This window comes from Phormidium yuhuli AB48 (genome assembly GCF_023983615.1).
GTDB classification, from domain to species: Bacteria; Cyanobacteriota; Cyanobacteriia; order Cyanobacteriales; family Geitlerinemataceae; genus Sodalinema; species Sodalinema yuhuli.
Genome location: NZ_CP098611.1, coordinates 4361364 through 4377203 on the forward strand (window position 1 = coordinate 4361364; position 15840 = coordinate 4377203).

A 15840-nucleotide genomic window follows, 5' to 3' on the forward strand; every position below is an offset into this window, starting at 1 on the left:
GGGTCACTAGAAGATTAAAGAGGTGGGACGACGGCGACATAAATCCCCCAGTTTGGGTTTTAAGGCCTCTAGGAGAAGGGCATCGCGGTCAAAGGCACAGGCGTAACTGTTGCTATCGGCATCATTAAGGCGATAGAGGCCAAAGGTGGGCGGCAGTTTGAGACGGCGAAACACAGTCCAATGGCTGCGGCGATTGCGTTTGTCCACGGGAATGAGAAAACAGAGGATAGGGCTGAGTTGCTTGGAGAGGTCAGAATACTGGGAAATTTGCAATCGCTCCAGTTGGCTGAGTTGGCAACAGTCCAGTTCCTCGGCGGTGGACCCTGTGCTGAGTTCCAGGGGCGATCGCTCCAGCCGCCAGGTTCGCAGCCGCACATAGCCCCGTAAGAATCGCTCGGGAAAGCTGTTGCTGCTAAATCCCTGGGGGCGAGCCTGGTTGAAAAAGGCCTCGCGATCAATGAGTTCAATGTCCGCCACGGGCAGTAATCGCAGTAGATCATAGGTATAAAACCGTTTCTGAGGACCGCTGTCATCCCAGACGGCAATTTGTAGGGCCGCCCCCCCCCGAAAGCGTAAGAGTTCGTCTTGGATAGGCGTTTCTAGGGCGCACCACTGACCTTGACGGTTGGGGAAGCGATCGCCCCAGAGCGTCTGAAAACTCTCGCTCAGCCGTTGCCGTAGGGGTTCGCTGACCTTGCGAGTAAACTTGTCCTCAGCGATTTGGGCTAAGAGTCCCTGGGCTTGTAGAGGTCCCCAACGCCGTCGATAGTCGTCAAAGGCTTGGGGGAGTTCCAAGCTGTGTTCTAGGGCTTGGTTGAAGCGATCGCGGGAGATGGGGCTTGCGGTGGCTAATTCTGGGGCTAACTCCTCTTGCAATCGTTCTAACTGCCAGGGGGTTTGAGCTGAGGTTAAGAGATAGGCGTGATACTGGTCAAAGCCGGGATGTCGGCCCAATCGTCCTAGCCGCTGAATGGTGGTAGGAGCATTACTGCTTTCAAAGACCAAGAGATGGATCTGAAAGTCTACCCCCACATCCACCGCTGACGTGGCGATGACGAGAACCGGTCGGGTTGCGGTCTCATCCGCCAGTCGAGCGCGTATGGTCTCCCGTTCCTGGCGGTCAATGCGACCACTGATTTCTACGATGTCAATATCCGGTAGGCGATCGCCCAGCCTAGAGACAGCCCGATTGACGTTGGCGATCGCATTCAAGACCACTAACCCCCGTCCCGGGCGATCGCCCCCATCCTCACGCAAATGCTGGCGTAGTTGTGAGGCGTTCGCGTCCAACCATTGGACCACATCCTCCGCCTGGACGACCTCCAAGTTCACCCCTTGCAGAATTGGGCGATAGCCAACCGTCGGTTGATGACAATAGGTTCCCTGAATCTGCCGACATTGCAATTGGGCCTGTTGTAATTGTTTTAAGAAGCTATCCCGTGGCGTGGCGGAGGTAAAGAGAAAGCGTTTGCGGCGTGTTTGCATCTGACGAATGAGCATCATGATATTGAGGGCAGCGGTCTCCTCATGGGGGCCAAAGATATGAAATTCATCAAAGACCCAGACATCGGGAAACTCCGCCAGAAGACAAATCAACTCCGCCGTCCCATAGGCCGGGTCGCGGTAGCGGTAATGGGCGATGAGATGGAAAATATCGGGATTCGTTAGCAGAATGGGTTTCGTTTTAATCGCCGTCATGAGTTCCACCATGCGGCTAGACTCCTCTTCACTGACGCGGCGACTGAGTTCTTCTCCGTAGAGGCGATCGATCCGTTCACTGGCGTCAAGCTGGAAGGTTTGGTGATATTGCCGTTGTTGGCGAGTTTGGTCTTCGACGAGTTCGATGGTGGGATAGAGTCCCATGACGCGAAATTGGCGATCGAGAAGACTGGGTAAACTCGCTCCTAAGCTTTTTCCATCTCCTGTAAATGAACAGTTGAAAATTACATCCGCCTCGCCAAATAAAAGCTCGGCAGCGGTTTCGACTTGATGGGTTGATAGGGGACAGTCAGCCCCTGGGGGTGGGGTTAAGTAGCTGCTAACGTTGCATTGTCCGGCACAGCCGAGGGGACAGTGTTGGGCGTTGGGGTTCAGTTGGGAGAAAAGGGGCTGTAGAGCAAGTTTCATGGGACTGGATCGTGGCTTGATTTTTAGCCTATACCCAGTTTCAGAAATGTTGTTATCATTTTTTGATAACGAGTCAAAATTATTGGGTGAATGACAAAATTCACAGCCCCATCTCGCCGTGACTCCGCTGATTCACAGTTCTACCCTGATGTCAACCATGACTCCAGATTCCCAACTCAGCTTTATCCTGCAACTCCTCAAGCATCTCTGTCACGGTCCCATCAGTCGTGAGGAGTTGATCACGAAACTCAGCCTTGACCTGGATGAAATGGGTCAAGCCGGGGGAGATGTGAAACAGAAACTCGATCGCAGCCTGAAGAAACTCAGGTCCTGTGGGTTCGAGATTGAGAGTGCGCCACACCACCCCTACCACCTCAAACAGAGTAACTTTCCCCTCTTGCTGACCTCCAAGCAACGGGGGGCGATCGCCACCGCCACACAGTTACTCCAACAACTCGGATTCGCCCAGGAAGCCGCCGAACTGCAACTTTTACTCAAATCCAACGATGAGCCAGATATTGCCAGCTTAGAAGCCGATTTCAGCCCTCCTGTGGACTATAGCCAGCCTCAGTTGGCCACCATCCTAGACCAATTGCGCGATCGCATTGCCCAACAACAGCGATTTATCATTCGATATCAGGGAAGTAGCGGCTATCAACGGAACTACGACCTCGATCACTGCGAACTACGACTCCATCAGGGCGCATTATATCTGTTTGCGCTGGTCCCCACTCCCCCCCAATGGACCCTCCCCAAAGATCGTCCCATCCAATTCTTCGATCGCAATCAACCCTTCCGAGTCGATCGCATCCTCAAGGTATTCCCCTCAAGCGGAGACTCCTGGACCTACTCAAGCTTCGGAACCTTGAAAATTCGCTACCAACTGCAAGGCCCCCTGGGAACCTATCAACCCCGTCGTCCCCAAGAAACCGTCATCGAACGCCACCCCGACCGCAAAATCGTGATCATTGAAGCTGAAGAAGACCATGTCTTTTGGTTCCTACAACGAATCATGCGTTACCGCGAACATTGTCAAATCCTTTACCCAGACTGGCTTCGCCTCCAACATCAGCAAACCATCCAAAAAATGTTAGACAACTACAAAACCTCAGTTGACTAAATTTACCTTTAGTGATTTGTTTGCGGGGATTGGCGGCTTTAGAATGGCTTGAGAACGGTTTTGAGGTGACTGTTTTGGATAGTTGTAAATTGATGCCGAAGCGATAGCGGTTTATCAGAAAAACTTTATTTCTCCGGGTCTTCTGGGTAATGGGTCATCAGGAGAATTTATGGCAGATTACATCCGTTGCTGTAGGCGCTAAAAATCCCCTCCTGGGAGGGGTAGGGGTGGGTTCCCCTCCTGGGAGGGGTATTAGATTTCCAGATTATCCCCTCGTTTCTCGTCCGCAATACGGCTCAAATCTAGGCTGGCGTAAATATCCGCCAGAGGAGCATCGAGATTGAGACTTTCAATTCGGGCGATCGCCTCGATTCCTTGATAGGTATCCAGCAGCCAGCGATCGCCCTGAGTTCGGTGGAACACTTCCACTAGGTACGTTTGAGAACTCACCAGAATATAATCTTGTAAACCGGGAATCGTCCGATAGCATTGAAACTTTTTACCCCGGTCAAACGATTCAGTCGATGCTGATAACACTTCGATGATGACCTTAGGGTACGCGATCGAATCAGCATTCATCTCGTCATCATCATCGCAAGTAACCACCAAATCTGGATAAAAATAGTATTTTTGATGATCAATCTCGACCTTAACATCCGCCATAAAGGTCTGACAGCGTGAACGGCTTAAGGCTGTTCGTAAGAGAATGGCTAAGTTCAAGCTAATCAGATTATGGCCTTTCGTTGTTCCCGCCATCGCGTAAACCTCCCCATCGAGATATTCATGCTTGATGGGACGATGACGTTCTTGTTCTAAGTAGTCTTGCGGACTGATCGAATCGTCAAACTTAATCGCAATCATGGGGGTTTGAGGAATCCGGCTACTTCCAGTTTGACATCCTCTCCCAGCAACCCTAACGGGTATGCGTGGAGATTCCCTGGGTCGCCCCAAAGATTTCCTGCTTCAACGGGTGCCAGCTAGACTGGGTGACCCCAGCCCCCGCCGCCTCCCCTCCACAGGCCATTTCAACCACCCGTTGCCCACGGGCAGCGATGACTTGTCCACTGGCCACATCACGGGGTTTGATGGACCCGCAGTTATGGCAATGATGGATTCGGGTTGAAAGGTCTTTGCGAACCTCTGCCCCGCAATCCGGACACTCTTGAGACGTGCCTCGCGCATCAACTTTGCCGTAAAACACATCACGCTTCCAACACACCCAGGGAAGGATTTGGTTTGTGAACTGTCCCAGCCCGGCATCGAGGGTGTGTTTGCCCAACATCCCTTTAGCCATGATGCGGAAGTCAAGGTCTTCGACAAAAATCATCCCCGCATTATCGCAAAGGTGATGAGCTAATTTGAAATGCCAGTCTTTTCGCGTATCGGCAATCCGTTGATGGACTCTGGCAATCTTCTTCTGGAGCTTCAGCCAGTTATGACTTCCCTTCTGCTTTTTCTTCAATCGGCGTTGCAGCCATCTCAGCTTGCGGTGCAGATTATTGAAGAAGCGAGGTCGCTTAACCTCTTCTCCATCAGACGTTGAGAGAAAATACTCCAGACCGACATCAATCCCGACCGGATGCCCATGAGGGGCTACAGCCGGAATCTCGACATCAGCCTGAAGGCTAAGCATGACAAAGTACCCGGATGCTTTGCGCACAATTCGAGCTTGTTTGACCTGGAACACCTTTGGTATTTCCCGTGACCAGCGCACCCGAACCCAGCCCAGTTGCGGCAGCTTTATACCCTCATCAGACACACAGTTTTTGAGCATCTGGGGGAAGACAAAGCTTCGCATCCGCTTGGGCTTTTTGAACCGTGGAAGGCCTGAGCGCTTTAACCGCCACGACTCCCAGGATGTTTCCAATTTTCGGAGAACCTGCTGAAGAACCTGAGCGTTGACCGTCTTGAGCCGAGGAAATTCCATCTTGGCAGCGGTCAAACGCTTAGCCTGAACGTGGTAGTTAGGAAATGGTGTATCGGCTGGCAAGATGAACTCCTGCCGGAGCGAACAAGCATTCACCCGAGACTTGAGAGAATCTAGCCAGTCTTTACGTTCGCGCAGCGCAAAATTCCAGACATTGCGGCATACATCCAGAATGTATTCAATCTCTGAAACCTTCTCCGCAGTTGGCTCTAGCTTAAATTCCCACGTCATGTTTAGCATCTCTAAATTGTAGCAGATATTTTGTAAGTTGCTTTCCTCGATCGCGCTTCGCTACACCACCAGCCAAGCTTTTAGCTAGGGCTTTGTACTGCGAAGAATCTGGATAGATTGCTCACATCCCGATACCCCGTCAATCCTGGGAGCCGCCTCAAGGCGATCGCATCGAGAAACGCGCCGCAATCAGCAATCCCCGCCTCCATCCCGACCCAAGGGCAATAGTCCTGATAAAATAAAGGACTAACCCATCAACGCCCATCTCGACCTGGTATGACTAGCGCCTTCCTCGAACGCCTCCATAGTCCTAACCGTCCCGTCCTCGTCTTCGACGGTGCTATGGGAACCAACCTACAAGTGCAAAACCTGACCGCCGAGGACTTCGGTGGGCCAGAGTACGAAGGCTGCAACGAATACCTAGTCAAAACCAAACCTGAAGCCGTCGCTACCGTCCATCGCGGCTTCCTCGACGCGGGGGCCGATGTCATTGAAACCGATACCTTCGGCGGAACCCCTCTCGTTCTGGCTGAATATGACCTGGCGGACCAAGCCTACGACCTCAACAAAACCGCCGCCGAACTGGCGAAACGGATCACCGCCGAGTACTCCACCCCCGAAAAACCCCGCTTCGTCGCCGGTTCCATGGGCCCAGGAACCAAACTCCCCACCCTCGGACATATCGACTTCGACAGTCTCCATCAAGCCTATATCACCCAAGTTCAAGGACTCTACGATGGTGGCGTGGACCTGTTCCTGATTGAAACCTGTCAGGATGTTCTGCAAATTAAAGCTGCACTCAACGCCGTAGAAACCGTCTTTGAACAACGGGGCCAACGTCGTCCGATTATGGTGTCCGTGACCATGGAACAGTTCGGAACCATGCTGGTGGGGTCGGAGATTAGCGCCGCCTTGTCGATTCTGGAACCCTACAATATCGATATTTTGGGACTCAACTGCGCCACGGGTCCCGACTTAATGAAAGACCATATTCGCTATCTGTCGGACCATTCCCCCTTCATTGTTTCCTGTATCCCCAACGCCGGCCTCCCTGAAAATGTCGGCGGCCAAGCGCATTACAAACTGACTCCCCTGGAACTGCGGATGGCCTTGATGCACTTCATTGAGGACTTGGGGGTGCAGGTGATTGGTGGCTGCTGCGGAACTCGTCCTGAACATATTGCGGCCCTAGCGGAGATTAGCCAAGGCCTGACCCCGAAGGTGCGTCACCCCTACTATGAACCCGCCGCCGCGTCGATTTATAGCACGCAAACCTATGAACAGGATAATTCCTTCCTGATTATTGGGGAACGGCTCAACGCCAGTGGGTCCAAGAAAATGCGGACTCTGCTGAATAATGAGGATTGGGATGGCTTGGTGGCCCTGGCGCGATCGCAGGAACGGGAAGGCGCACAAATCCTTGATGTCAATGTGGACTACGTGGGACGAGATGGGGTGCGGGATATGCACGAACTCGTATCACGTTTGGTCAATAATGTCAAGCTTCCCTTAATGTTGGATTCCACGGAATGGCAGAAAATGGAAGCCGGGTTAAAGGTAGCTGGCGGGAAATGTCTGCTGAACTCCACCAACTACGAAGATGGGGAGGAACGCTTCTATAAAGTCCTGGAAATCGCCAAGCAGTACGGCGCGGGGGTGGTGATTGGAACCATCGATGAAGAGGGGATGGCCCGGACCGCTGACAAGAAGTTTGAAATCGCCAAACGCGCCTACCACGCCGCCGTTGAGTTTGGGATTCCGGGACGAGAACTGTTTTTTGACCCCCTGGCCCTTCCCGTCTCCACAGGGATTGAGGAGGACCGGGAAAATGGCAAAGCTACCATTGAGTCGATCCGCCGTATTCGTCAAGAACTCCCCGATTGTCATATTACCCTGGGGGTCTCGAACATCTCCTTTGGCTTGAACGCCGCCGCGCGACAGGTTCTCAATTCTGTGTTTCTCCATGATGCTATGGAGGCGGGACTAGATTCAGCCATTGTCAGCGCCAGTAAGATTTTACCCCTAGCGAAGATTGACCCCGAGCATCAGGAAGTTTGCCGCAGACTGATTTATGATCAACGGGAGTTTGATGGGGATGTCTGTACCTATGACCCCCTGGGGGTGTTAACGACCCTCTTTCAAGGGAAATCGGCTAAGAAAACTGAGGCGATTGATAAGAATCTCCCCATTGAGGAACAGCTTAAACAGCATATTATTGATGGGGAACGGATTGGCTTAGAGGAGTCCTTGGAAAAAGCGCGTCAAGATTATGAGCCGCTGCATATTATTAATGTCTTTCTCCTCGATGGGATGAAGGTAGTTGGGGAGTTGTTTGGCTCGGGACAAATGCAACTTCCTTTTGTGTTGCAGTCGGCGCAAACCATGAAGGCGGCGGTGGCCTATTTGGAGCCTTATATGGATAAGGAGGAGTCCGATGGTCGGGGTAAGGGAACCTTCTTGATTGCGACGGTGAAAGGGGATGTCCATGATATTGGTAAGAATTTGGTGGATATTATCCTGTCTAATAATGGCTACAAGGTCATCAATTTGGGCATTAAACAGCCGGTAGAAAATATCATCAATGCCTATCGAGAACATGGGGCGGATTGTATTGCCATGAGTGGCTTGTTGGTGAAATCGACGGCGTTCATGAAGGATAATTTGGAGCGGTTTAATGAGGAAAATATTACCGTTCCGGTGATTTTAGGGGGGGCGGCCCTGACCCCGAAGTTTGTGTATCAGGATTGCCAAAATACCTATAAGGGCAAGGTCGTTTATGGCAAAGATGCTTTTGCTGACTTGCATTTTATGGACAAGTTAATGCCCGCCAAAGCTGAGGGGAATTGGGATGATTTGCAGGGCTTTTTGAATGAAGTTGGGTTAGAGGAGGAGGTCGCCGCCGAAAAGGGTGCGGGGTCAGACTCTCCTCCCGCCGCCGATGCAACTGAGACGTCGCAAGAACCCCAGGTGGTGGAAATCGATACGCGCCGTTCTGAGGCGGTGGATGTGGATATCGATCGCCCCCAACCGCCGTTCTGGGGAACCAAGATTCTGACTCCCGAGGAGATTCCTCTGGAGGAGTTATTCTGGTATTTGGATTTACAGGCCCTGATTGCTGGACAATGGCAATTCCGCAAACCTCGGGAACAGTCTCGGGAGGAGTATAATGCCTTTTTAGAGAAAGAGGTGTATCCGATTCTGGAGCATTGGAAACGGCGGATTGTTGAGGAGAATCTTCTGCATCCGACGATTATTTATGGCTATTTCCCCTGTCAGGCTGAGGGAAATTCCCTTCATGTTTATTATCCCGAAGAAGCGGAAGCAGGCCAGTTAGGGGAACCAGCGGCGACGTTTAGCTTCCCCCGTCAGCGATCGCTACGGCGGTTATGTCTGTCGGACTTCTTTGCACCGAAGGAGACGGGAGTGATTGATGTGTTTCCCATGCAGGCGGTGACGGTGGGGGAAATCGCCACGGAATTTGCCCAGAAACTGTTTGCGGCCAATGAGTACACGGATTATCTCTATTATCACGGGATGGCGGTTCAGGTGGCTGAGGCGATGGCTGAGTGGATTCACGCTCGGATTCGCCGGGAGTTGGGGTATGGCCATCTCGAACCGGATAATGTGCGAGATGTGTTAGCGCAACGCCATCAGGGGTCACGCTATAGTTTTGGTTATCCAGCGTGTCCCAAGGTATCGGACCAATATCGTCAGTTGGAGTTGATGGGAACCGATCGCATTGGCATGTTTATGGATGAGAGTGAACAGTTATATCCTGAACAGTCCACAACAGCGTTTGTGGTCTATCATCCGGTGGCTAAGTATTTTAGTGCTTGACGCTTTCTCTAGTAAAGTGACACAATGACAGCGGTGGATGCGCATATTTTTTGTGCAGAATCTAAAACTTGCATTGTATCATGAGATTAACGGTCTTAAGGAAAGGCTAGGATTTTTATGATCTCTTCATTCGTAAGAGGCTGCCCGTACTCTTGCTGTCATGGCGCAGATTCTGTTTCCGGTTTTTATTGTAGTTGAAGATTCAAAAAACATGACAACCTTTGGTGAAACTAGAGAACTTCGCAGAAAAATTGCACAAGAAAGCTGGTTTTGGGAAAGTTCTTTCAAGGTCATTGCCAAGCATATGCTGGTGATGCAATTTGGAATCTCGGGTGTATGGGAAAAGCCGGACGAAGAAATCGTGTATATCTGCGAACAGAAAATACAGGAAAATGGATCTTATACCTCTAGCTCAGATGCTAACCTAGGCCCTGATGACGTTTTTAAGAAATTTTGTGAGTCTAACCTGCGTTTAACCAAAGAACCTAGGTCTGCCTTGCTTGAACTATATTTGGAAGCATCCAAAGACCTAAAGAATCTGTCAGAAAACTTAAAAAGAATAGAGAATTATAGAAAACTGAATAAATCTAGCTATGAAGGAGAATTCGCTGATGCTTACAAAGAAGCGAACGATAAGAAAATAAAAGACATAGTTAGCTTTTTGGAAAGCGATGAAATTAAAAAGTGTGCCCTGCAACGTGTTTTTGAAAATAGGACATATCTATCAGACATTTGTGGTTATCCAAACTACAAACTCTCCATAAATATTGCAGCGCTAGATATCACGAATTTTTCTATATTGAGTAATAAAGTGAATTTTTTTCCTCTTGGGTCAACGGGTAAAATCCAGGAACTAAAAAGTCTATGTAAAAGTGCATCAGAATCTAATGATGAGGAGCCGAAGCTTCATTTGACTCAAGAACTTGAAGATATAATTAGAGAATATGGTGTTGTTGAAAAAATAAGTGAAAAAATCGAACAAAATCACTACTTAAGAAATCGTAGTGAGATTATAAGAGAAGCTTTAAGTGCTTTTGAAAACAAAAAATATTTGGTTTTTTTGAGTCTAACGCCTCTACAGATAGAGGGTATATTCGGAGATTTTTGTGAAATATCAGGGATAGGAAAACCTGCCGAAAGTCTTACAAAAACGATAGATTATATTACAAGCGAAGGTAAACAGGGGTTAACAGGAATCAGTCTTTTTGAGGAATGGGGATACTTTAGATACAAATTCCCGGTGACCAGGAATGAAGTTGCTCATGGTTTGATGACTGACGTAAATTTCAAAAAACAATTTTTTAGCAATATAGATAAAAAATTATACTCATGTTACTTGATGCTGGATTTATATGATGTTTGTGAGATGGTGTCAAATGACGAACTGGCTTTAAATCGTGTCAGTAGATGCCTTGAAGATATAGAAAGCATTACAGATACAGATGTGGATCAGGAGAGTTTGGAATTAGATACGGAACGAACTAAGGGAGACCTATTTTTAAGTAGACTTTTCTTTAAAAAGATAAAACAAAAAACTCAAGATAGTATAATCAAAAATATGAGAAAAAATATGAGCGAACTTGTGAAAGGCTTTGAAAATCAGATAGAAAATTACTTCAAAGACGAGGAAATCCTCGATTATTTACGTTTTTCTGAGTATCTAGAAAACCTAATAGAGTCCTGCAAAGAATGTGAAGGCGATGATGTTATATTGCTAAGCGCTATCGAGACAATAGCGCATGGTCCCTACTTAGAAGATAAAAATGAAGATAAAAATATACCCCAAAAAATAGGTAAGCTGTTACACGAGAATAATCAAGAAAAGTGCAATTGTACGTATGAGCAAATAATTAAAAATACAGAAATACTCCAGCGCATTTATGGGGGGCAAACCTAGAAGAAGCAAAGGTTTATCTTCTAGGTTATTGAACGCAACTACACCTTTAAGGTTATAGGCATTACCGGGCCGCGTTCATTAAACAACTGGACGATCGCCCCAATTGACTTTCAATGGTAATCTCTTGATAATCCGCCGCTTGCAGGATACTACGGATGAGCGCCTCGGCTTCCTGATCCGCTTTTTGTAACACACCATCCTGACAGGCTTGTTCCCGGATTTGCAGGAGGGCCGTTTGTTGGGCTTCACTGTAGAGTTGCGCCTCAACATTGGGGGCCAGCCATCTACGCTGATGCTCTAAAATACTCGACTCGTCAATGTCCAAATCCGCTTGCACCAGGTAGGGTGGGGGGAGGAGAATGTGAATTTCCCCATTGGCGCGATCGACCGATTTCACCTCTAATTCATCCAGGTCAATTCCAGCGCGAACTCGTCCAATTCCTTGATAGAGAACTGCCGTTTGTCCTAAATAGAGATGACCCAACATCCGATCCTGATGGGTGCGGACGACCGTTTCCAGGAGAACTTCGGCGGTGGTGAGTTCCGTTTTGCCCTCAAATTGATTCACCAGTAAGGCTTTCACCTCCGTGACGGGGGCGGGGGCTGCGGGAAATAGGGCCTCGGTGACTCTCTCCGTCAGGCGTTCAGCCTGAAACGCTGCAATGCCCGTGACGGCGACGGAGGACACCACCAGGGGATGGAGGAGAACCTTGGCTAATTTGCGCGGTAAAGACTGGGGGAGAGTGTCGGGAGTATTCATAATTGGGTTGGGTAGGGGGACAGCAGCACCTGATACAAGCTTAACAGTTGCCTTTGGCTCTAGTCTCTTAGATGGTGCGATCGCCCCAGACGTTCCCGCGTCCAAGATTGAGGAAGGGCGAACAGCCGTTCGCCCCTACGGTTATCCGTGGGCGGACAGTCTCTTGTCTCCAAATCATGAGGATTCCTGGGTAAAACGTTCGTTGCGGCCAGAGTAACGCTAGACTAGCTCTAACGTGAGACCTTATTGAACCGAAACTGGTTGGGAGAAGCATAATGGGAGATTTTGAGCCGGTATCAGTAGGCATTGTCGGCGCTTCAGGATATGGCGGCGTGCAACTGGTGCGATTGCTACTAGACCATCCAAATGTCGATATCGTCTATCTGGGAGGACAGGGAAGTGCGGGTAAACCCTTTTCCGATATTTATCCCCATCTTGAACATCGCTTTAAATTAGAGGTGGAACCCGTCGAGGTCGATCGCATTGCCGATCGCTGTCAGGTGGTGTTCCTCTCCCTTCCCAATGGCTTGGCCTGGACCATGGCCCCCGCCCTGTTGGAGAAAGGCTGTAAAGTCCTGGATTTGTCGGCTGATTATCGCTTTTTTAATCTCGATACCTATCAGGCTTGGTATGGGGGCGATCGCACGGACGGGGAGGTGGCCGCCTCGGCGGTCTATGGCCTCCCGGAACTATACCGCGATCGCATTCAGGAAGCCAATCTCGTCGGCTGTCCCGGCTGCTATCCCACTGCTAGCCTCTTAGCGGTGGCCCCCCTCCTCAAACAGGGGCTGATTGCACCGGAAACCTTGGTCATTGATGCGAAATCTGGGACCTCTGGAGGTGGCCGTCAGGCGAAAACCAATCTCCTCTTGGCCGAAGCCAGTAGTTCCATTTCCGCCTATGGGGTGGCCCGTCACCGACATACTCCGGAAATTGAACAAATCTGTAGTGACCTGGCGGGCCATGAGATGATGGTTCAGTTCACCCCCCACTTGGTTCCCATGGTGCGGGGGATTCTGGCAACAGTCTACGCTACCCTGCGAGACCCCGGTTTGGTCCGAGAAGACCTGGCCACGATTTATAACGCTTTCTATCGCTCCTCCCCCTGGGTGAAAGTCCTCCCCTCAGGGGTCTATCCACAAACCAAATGGGCCTGCGGCTCCAATCTCAATTACATTGGCATTGAGGTGGACCCCCGCACGGGACGGGTGATTGTCATGTCGGTGATTGATAACCTACTCAAAGGACAAGCGGGCCAGGCCCTGCAAGCGATGAACCTCATGTTGGGATTAGAGGAAACCGCCGGATTACCCACCCTCGGCTTCTACCCCTAAGGGGCCATCCTTAAAACTCCTGGGTCATTTCCAGGTCTAACACCTCCTTGAGCCGTTCGTAGGCTTGGCGAACTTGGATAAACTCGCGCTCGCTTCCCCCCGCATCGGGGTGGGTTTCGCGGGCGCGACGGCGGTAGGCTTGGGTTAGTTGCTCTTCGTCAAAGGGATAGGCCAGTTGTAATCGGGCTAAGTCCCCTTGAATCTGTTGGAAGAGGGGGTCCGGGGCGATGGGTTCCTCCTCAAAGATGGGAACTTCATCCCAGTTGTCAAATTGGGTGGTTTGCGGGTTGCGGGAATAGAGTTCTCGTCCCAGGTCCCGAGAGGCTTGTTGGATAAACTTATAGAGAATCACTGGGAACAGGAGAATTAATAGGCTAATGAGGGGGAGTGCCAAGTTCGGGTTTACGATCGCCGTCAACACTACTAAAATTGGCAACAGTTGTAAGATGATAAGTATCGGTGGGTTATCTTTCATCAGGTTTAGATCGCGACCTTGAGCAATCGTTGGGGCGATCGCACCCCCTTCCTTCAGTCTAAAGGATTCCTTCGCCGACAACGGGAGATAGTCAGGGTGACGGCATCCCCCATGACTCAAGTTCCAGTTGACGTTCAGTTGCAGTTGAGGCAAAGTCTGTGTCTAAAAAGCGTTCGGGTTGGTTTAGTCGTATTGTCCTGGCCATCGGCTTAATCGCCTTTCTTGGCTTCTCCATCGCCCCCCTACTCGGTGGGGTGTTACAAGGGACTCAGGGGCGTTCTACCCCCACCCCCACCAACACCCCCAGCGCCACCACTCCGGATGATGACCTCAAGGCTCAGGAACGGGGCTATAAGTTGGTGTTGGAACGGGAACCGGATAATCGCACGGCCTTGCGCGGCTTGATTGATGTCCGTCGTCAGTTGAATGATGTGGAGGGGACCGTCGCTCCCTTAGAACGGCTGGCGGAACTGAATCCCGAGGAATCTCGCTTCCGGGTGTTACTCGCTCAGACAAAACAGTATTTGGGCGATCGCGAGGGAGCGGTGGAAACCTATCGGGCCCTGATTAACCAGGAACCGGGCAATGTCCAGGCCCTTCAGGGATTGGTGACCTTACTGCTTCAGGAAAACCGCCCCGAATCAGCGATCGCGGCCATTGAAGATGTCCTCCAGTTAGCCCCCCAAGCCAACCAAGCTGAACCCGGTAGTATTGATGTCGTCTCCACTCAACTGCTCCTGGGACAAGTCTATGCCGAGCAACAACGCTATGACCAGGCGTTAAATGTCTTTGAAAATCTCAGTCAAGAGCATTCGAGTGATTTTCGTCCCCTAGTCGGTAAAGGGTTAATCTTAGAGGAAATGGGTCAACTCGATGAGGCCAGATCAGCTCTCAATACGGCCCTAGACTTAGCCCCCGCGCAACAGAGAGACCGGATTCAAATTCTCCTGGAGGATATCCAAGCTCGTGAAGCCGCTCCCCCTGAAGAAACCGAGTCTGGGGAGTAAGTCCCCACCCCCCTCTAAGTAAGCGTCTGTCCTGTATTGGTTGAGGAGTAATCCCGTGGCATCGGAAGAAATCGTCCGCTTCTTTATTGAGGAAGGAAAAGAACACCTCAATACCCTAGAAAATGGCTTATTAGACCTACCAGCAACGGTCCAAAATCAGGAAGAAATTGATGAAATGTTCCGTGCGGCTCACTCAGTGAAAGGGGGAGCGGCGATGTTGGGCTATAGTTCCATTCAAAAGGTCGCCCACCGCCTGGAGGATTATTTCAAGGTCTTAAAAGAGGAGACCTTACCCATTGACCGTAAGTTAGAAAGTCTCTTTTTGCAGGGGGTGGATTCTCTGCGAGAACTCTTGGAACTCCTACAAAGTCCTTTCGGGTTACGGGATGAGGATGCGGATGAGGTCTTTAGTCGGGTGGAACCGGCGTTTGTGGAACTAGAGGCTCATCTGAAACATCTGCAAGCGGGGGGAAGTCCCGTTGATACCCCAGCCGCCAGCGCCTCCCCAGCACCAACGGGCAATCTTCAAGGGGACGTCAGCGAGATATTACGGCAGATGTTAAGTCTGTTTCGTCAGCAGGAGAGTTCCGAGAGTCGGCAGAAGTTAGCGGTCTTTTGTCAGCATCTCCAGGAATTGGCCTCGGAGTCTTCCCCTTGGATATCTCTCACGGATTTAGCCGATCGCGCAGTTCGCAATGAGAACAACCCCTATCGTATTCTAGCGCCGGTGGTGATTGTAGAATTACGAGAGGCCAGTGAGGCGATCGCCGCCGGGGATGAGGGGTCCATCGCCCCCAGTTTCAGTCTCAAACATCTAGCCGAAGCACAACCCGGCGCCTGGGGTCATTATGCCCTGATTCGCTCTGACCCCGCTTCAGCGGTGAAGGCCCTCACGGATGTGTTTGAAAAACCCCAGTTGATGAAGTTAGCAAAAATGCTTTACAAAGTCGCCCAAGCTTAAGCGATGCGTTCCGGCAAGCGATGCGTTCTGGCTGGTAGGGGCGAAAAATTTTTCGCCCTTACAATCGACCGGTCTAGGTCAATACCTGGACTGATGCCGGAACACATGCTACCATTTCTTTCCCCCTTTTGCCTCTTGCTTTCTTCCCCCCTGTTCCCTGTTCC

10 protein-coding genes and 1 pseudogene are annotated in these 15840 nt (G+C 50.5%); 6 read left to right on the forward strand and 5 right to left on the reverse strand.

The window, feature by feature from the left end; all coding sequences use genetic code 11:
- Positions 1–6: 6 nt before the first annotated feature.
- Positions 7–2127: a type I-D CRISPR-associated helicase Cas3' gene (gene cas3, locus NEA10_RS18800; RefSeq protein ID WP_252662869.1), complete on the reverse strand. Its 2121-nt coding sequence runs from the start codon at positions 2125–2127 to the stop codon at positions 7–9.
- A gap of 157 nt (positions 2128–2284) precedes the next feature.
- On the opposite strand from cas3, the gene NEA10_RS18805 reads away from it, so the two are divergent.
- On the forward strand, positions 2285–3247 hold the full coding sequence (locus tag NEA10_RS18805) for a helix-turn-helix transcriptional regulator (protein ID WP_252662870.1): 963 nt from the start codon (positions 2285–2287) through the stop codon (positions 3245–3247).
- Between the two features lie 252 nt (positions 3248–3499).
- Here NEA10_RS18805 and NEA10_RS18810 read toward each other — a convergent pair whose 3' ends face one another.
- Positions 3500–4108: a Uma2 family endonuclease gene (locus NEA10_RS18810; protein WP_252662871.1), complete on the reverse strand. Its 609-nt coding sequence runs from the start codon at positions 4106–4108 to the stop codon at positions 3500–3502.
- Positions 4105–5414, reverse strand: a pseudogene (locus NEA10_RS18815) (RNA-guided endonuclease InsQ/TnpB family protein). Before NEA10_RS18815 ends, NEA10_RS18810 begins: the two are co-directional and overlap by 4 nt.
- A 267-nt stretch (positions 5415–5681) precedes the next feature.
- Here NEA10_RS18815 and metH point away from each other — a divergent pair.
- On the forward strand, positions 5682–9242 hold the full coding sequence (metH, locus tag NEA10_RS18820) for a methionine synthase (RefSeq protein ID WP_252662872.1): 3561 nt from the start codon (positions 5682–5684) through the stop codon (positions 9240–9242).
- A 160-nt stretch (positions 9243–9402) separates the two neighbouring features.
- Positions 9403–11139 carry a hypothetical protein gene (locus NEA10_RS18825; protein ID WP_252662873.1) on the forward strand — a complete coding sequence of 579 codons (1737 nt, stop codon included), beginning with the start codon at positions 9403–9405 and terminating at the stop codon, positions 11137–11139.
- Between the two features lie 61 nt (positions 11140–11200).
- Here the strand turns inward: NEA10_RS18825 and NEA10_RS18830 are convergent, their stop codons facing one another.
- On the reverse strand, positions 11201–11899 hold the full coding sequence (locus NEA10_RS18830) for a DUF4230 domain-containing protein (protein ID WP_252662874.1): 699 nt from the start codon (positions 11897–11899) through the stop codon (positions 11201–11203).
- A 275-nt stretch (positions 11900–12174) separates the two neighbouring features.
- Between NEA10_RS18830 and argC the strand changes: the two genes are divergently transcribed.
- Positions 12175–13233: an N-acetyl-gamma-glutamyl-phosphate reductase gene (gene argC / locus NEA10_RS18835; RefSeq protein ID WP_252662875.1), complete on the forward strand. Its 1059-nt coding sequence runs from the start codon at positions 12175–12177 to the stop codon at positions 13231–13233.
- Between the two features lie 10 nt (positions 13234–13243).
- Here the strand turns inward: argC and NEA10_RS18840 are convergent, their stop codons facing one another.
- Entirely contained in the window at positions 13244–13861 is a 618-nt protein-coding gene (locus NEA10_RS18840; RefSeq protein WP_252662876.1) for a J domain-containing protein, read from the reverse strand.
- Between the two features lie 5 nt (positions 13862–13866).
- On the opposite strand from NEA10_RS18840, the gene NEA10_RS18845 reads away from it, so the two are divergent.
- Both NEA10_RS18845 and NEA10_RS18850 read left to right on the forward strand, forming a co-directional pair.
- Positions 13867–14715 carry a tetratricopeptide repeat protein gene (locus NEA10_RS18845; RefSeq protein ID WP_252662877.1) on the forward strand — a complete coding sequence of 283 codons (849 nt, stop codon included), beginning with the start codon at positions 13867–13869 and terminating at the stop codon, positions 14713–14715.
- A gap of 55 nt (positions 14716–14770) precedes the next feature.
- On the forward strand, positions 14771–15676 hold the full coding sequence (locus NEA10_RS18850; protein WP_252662878.1) for an Hpt domain-containing protein: 906 nt from the start codon (positions 14771–14773) through the stop codon (positions 15674–15676).
- The last annotated feature ends 164 nt before the right edge of the window (positions 15677–15840 follow it).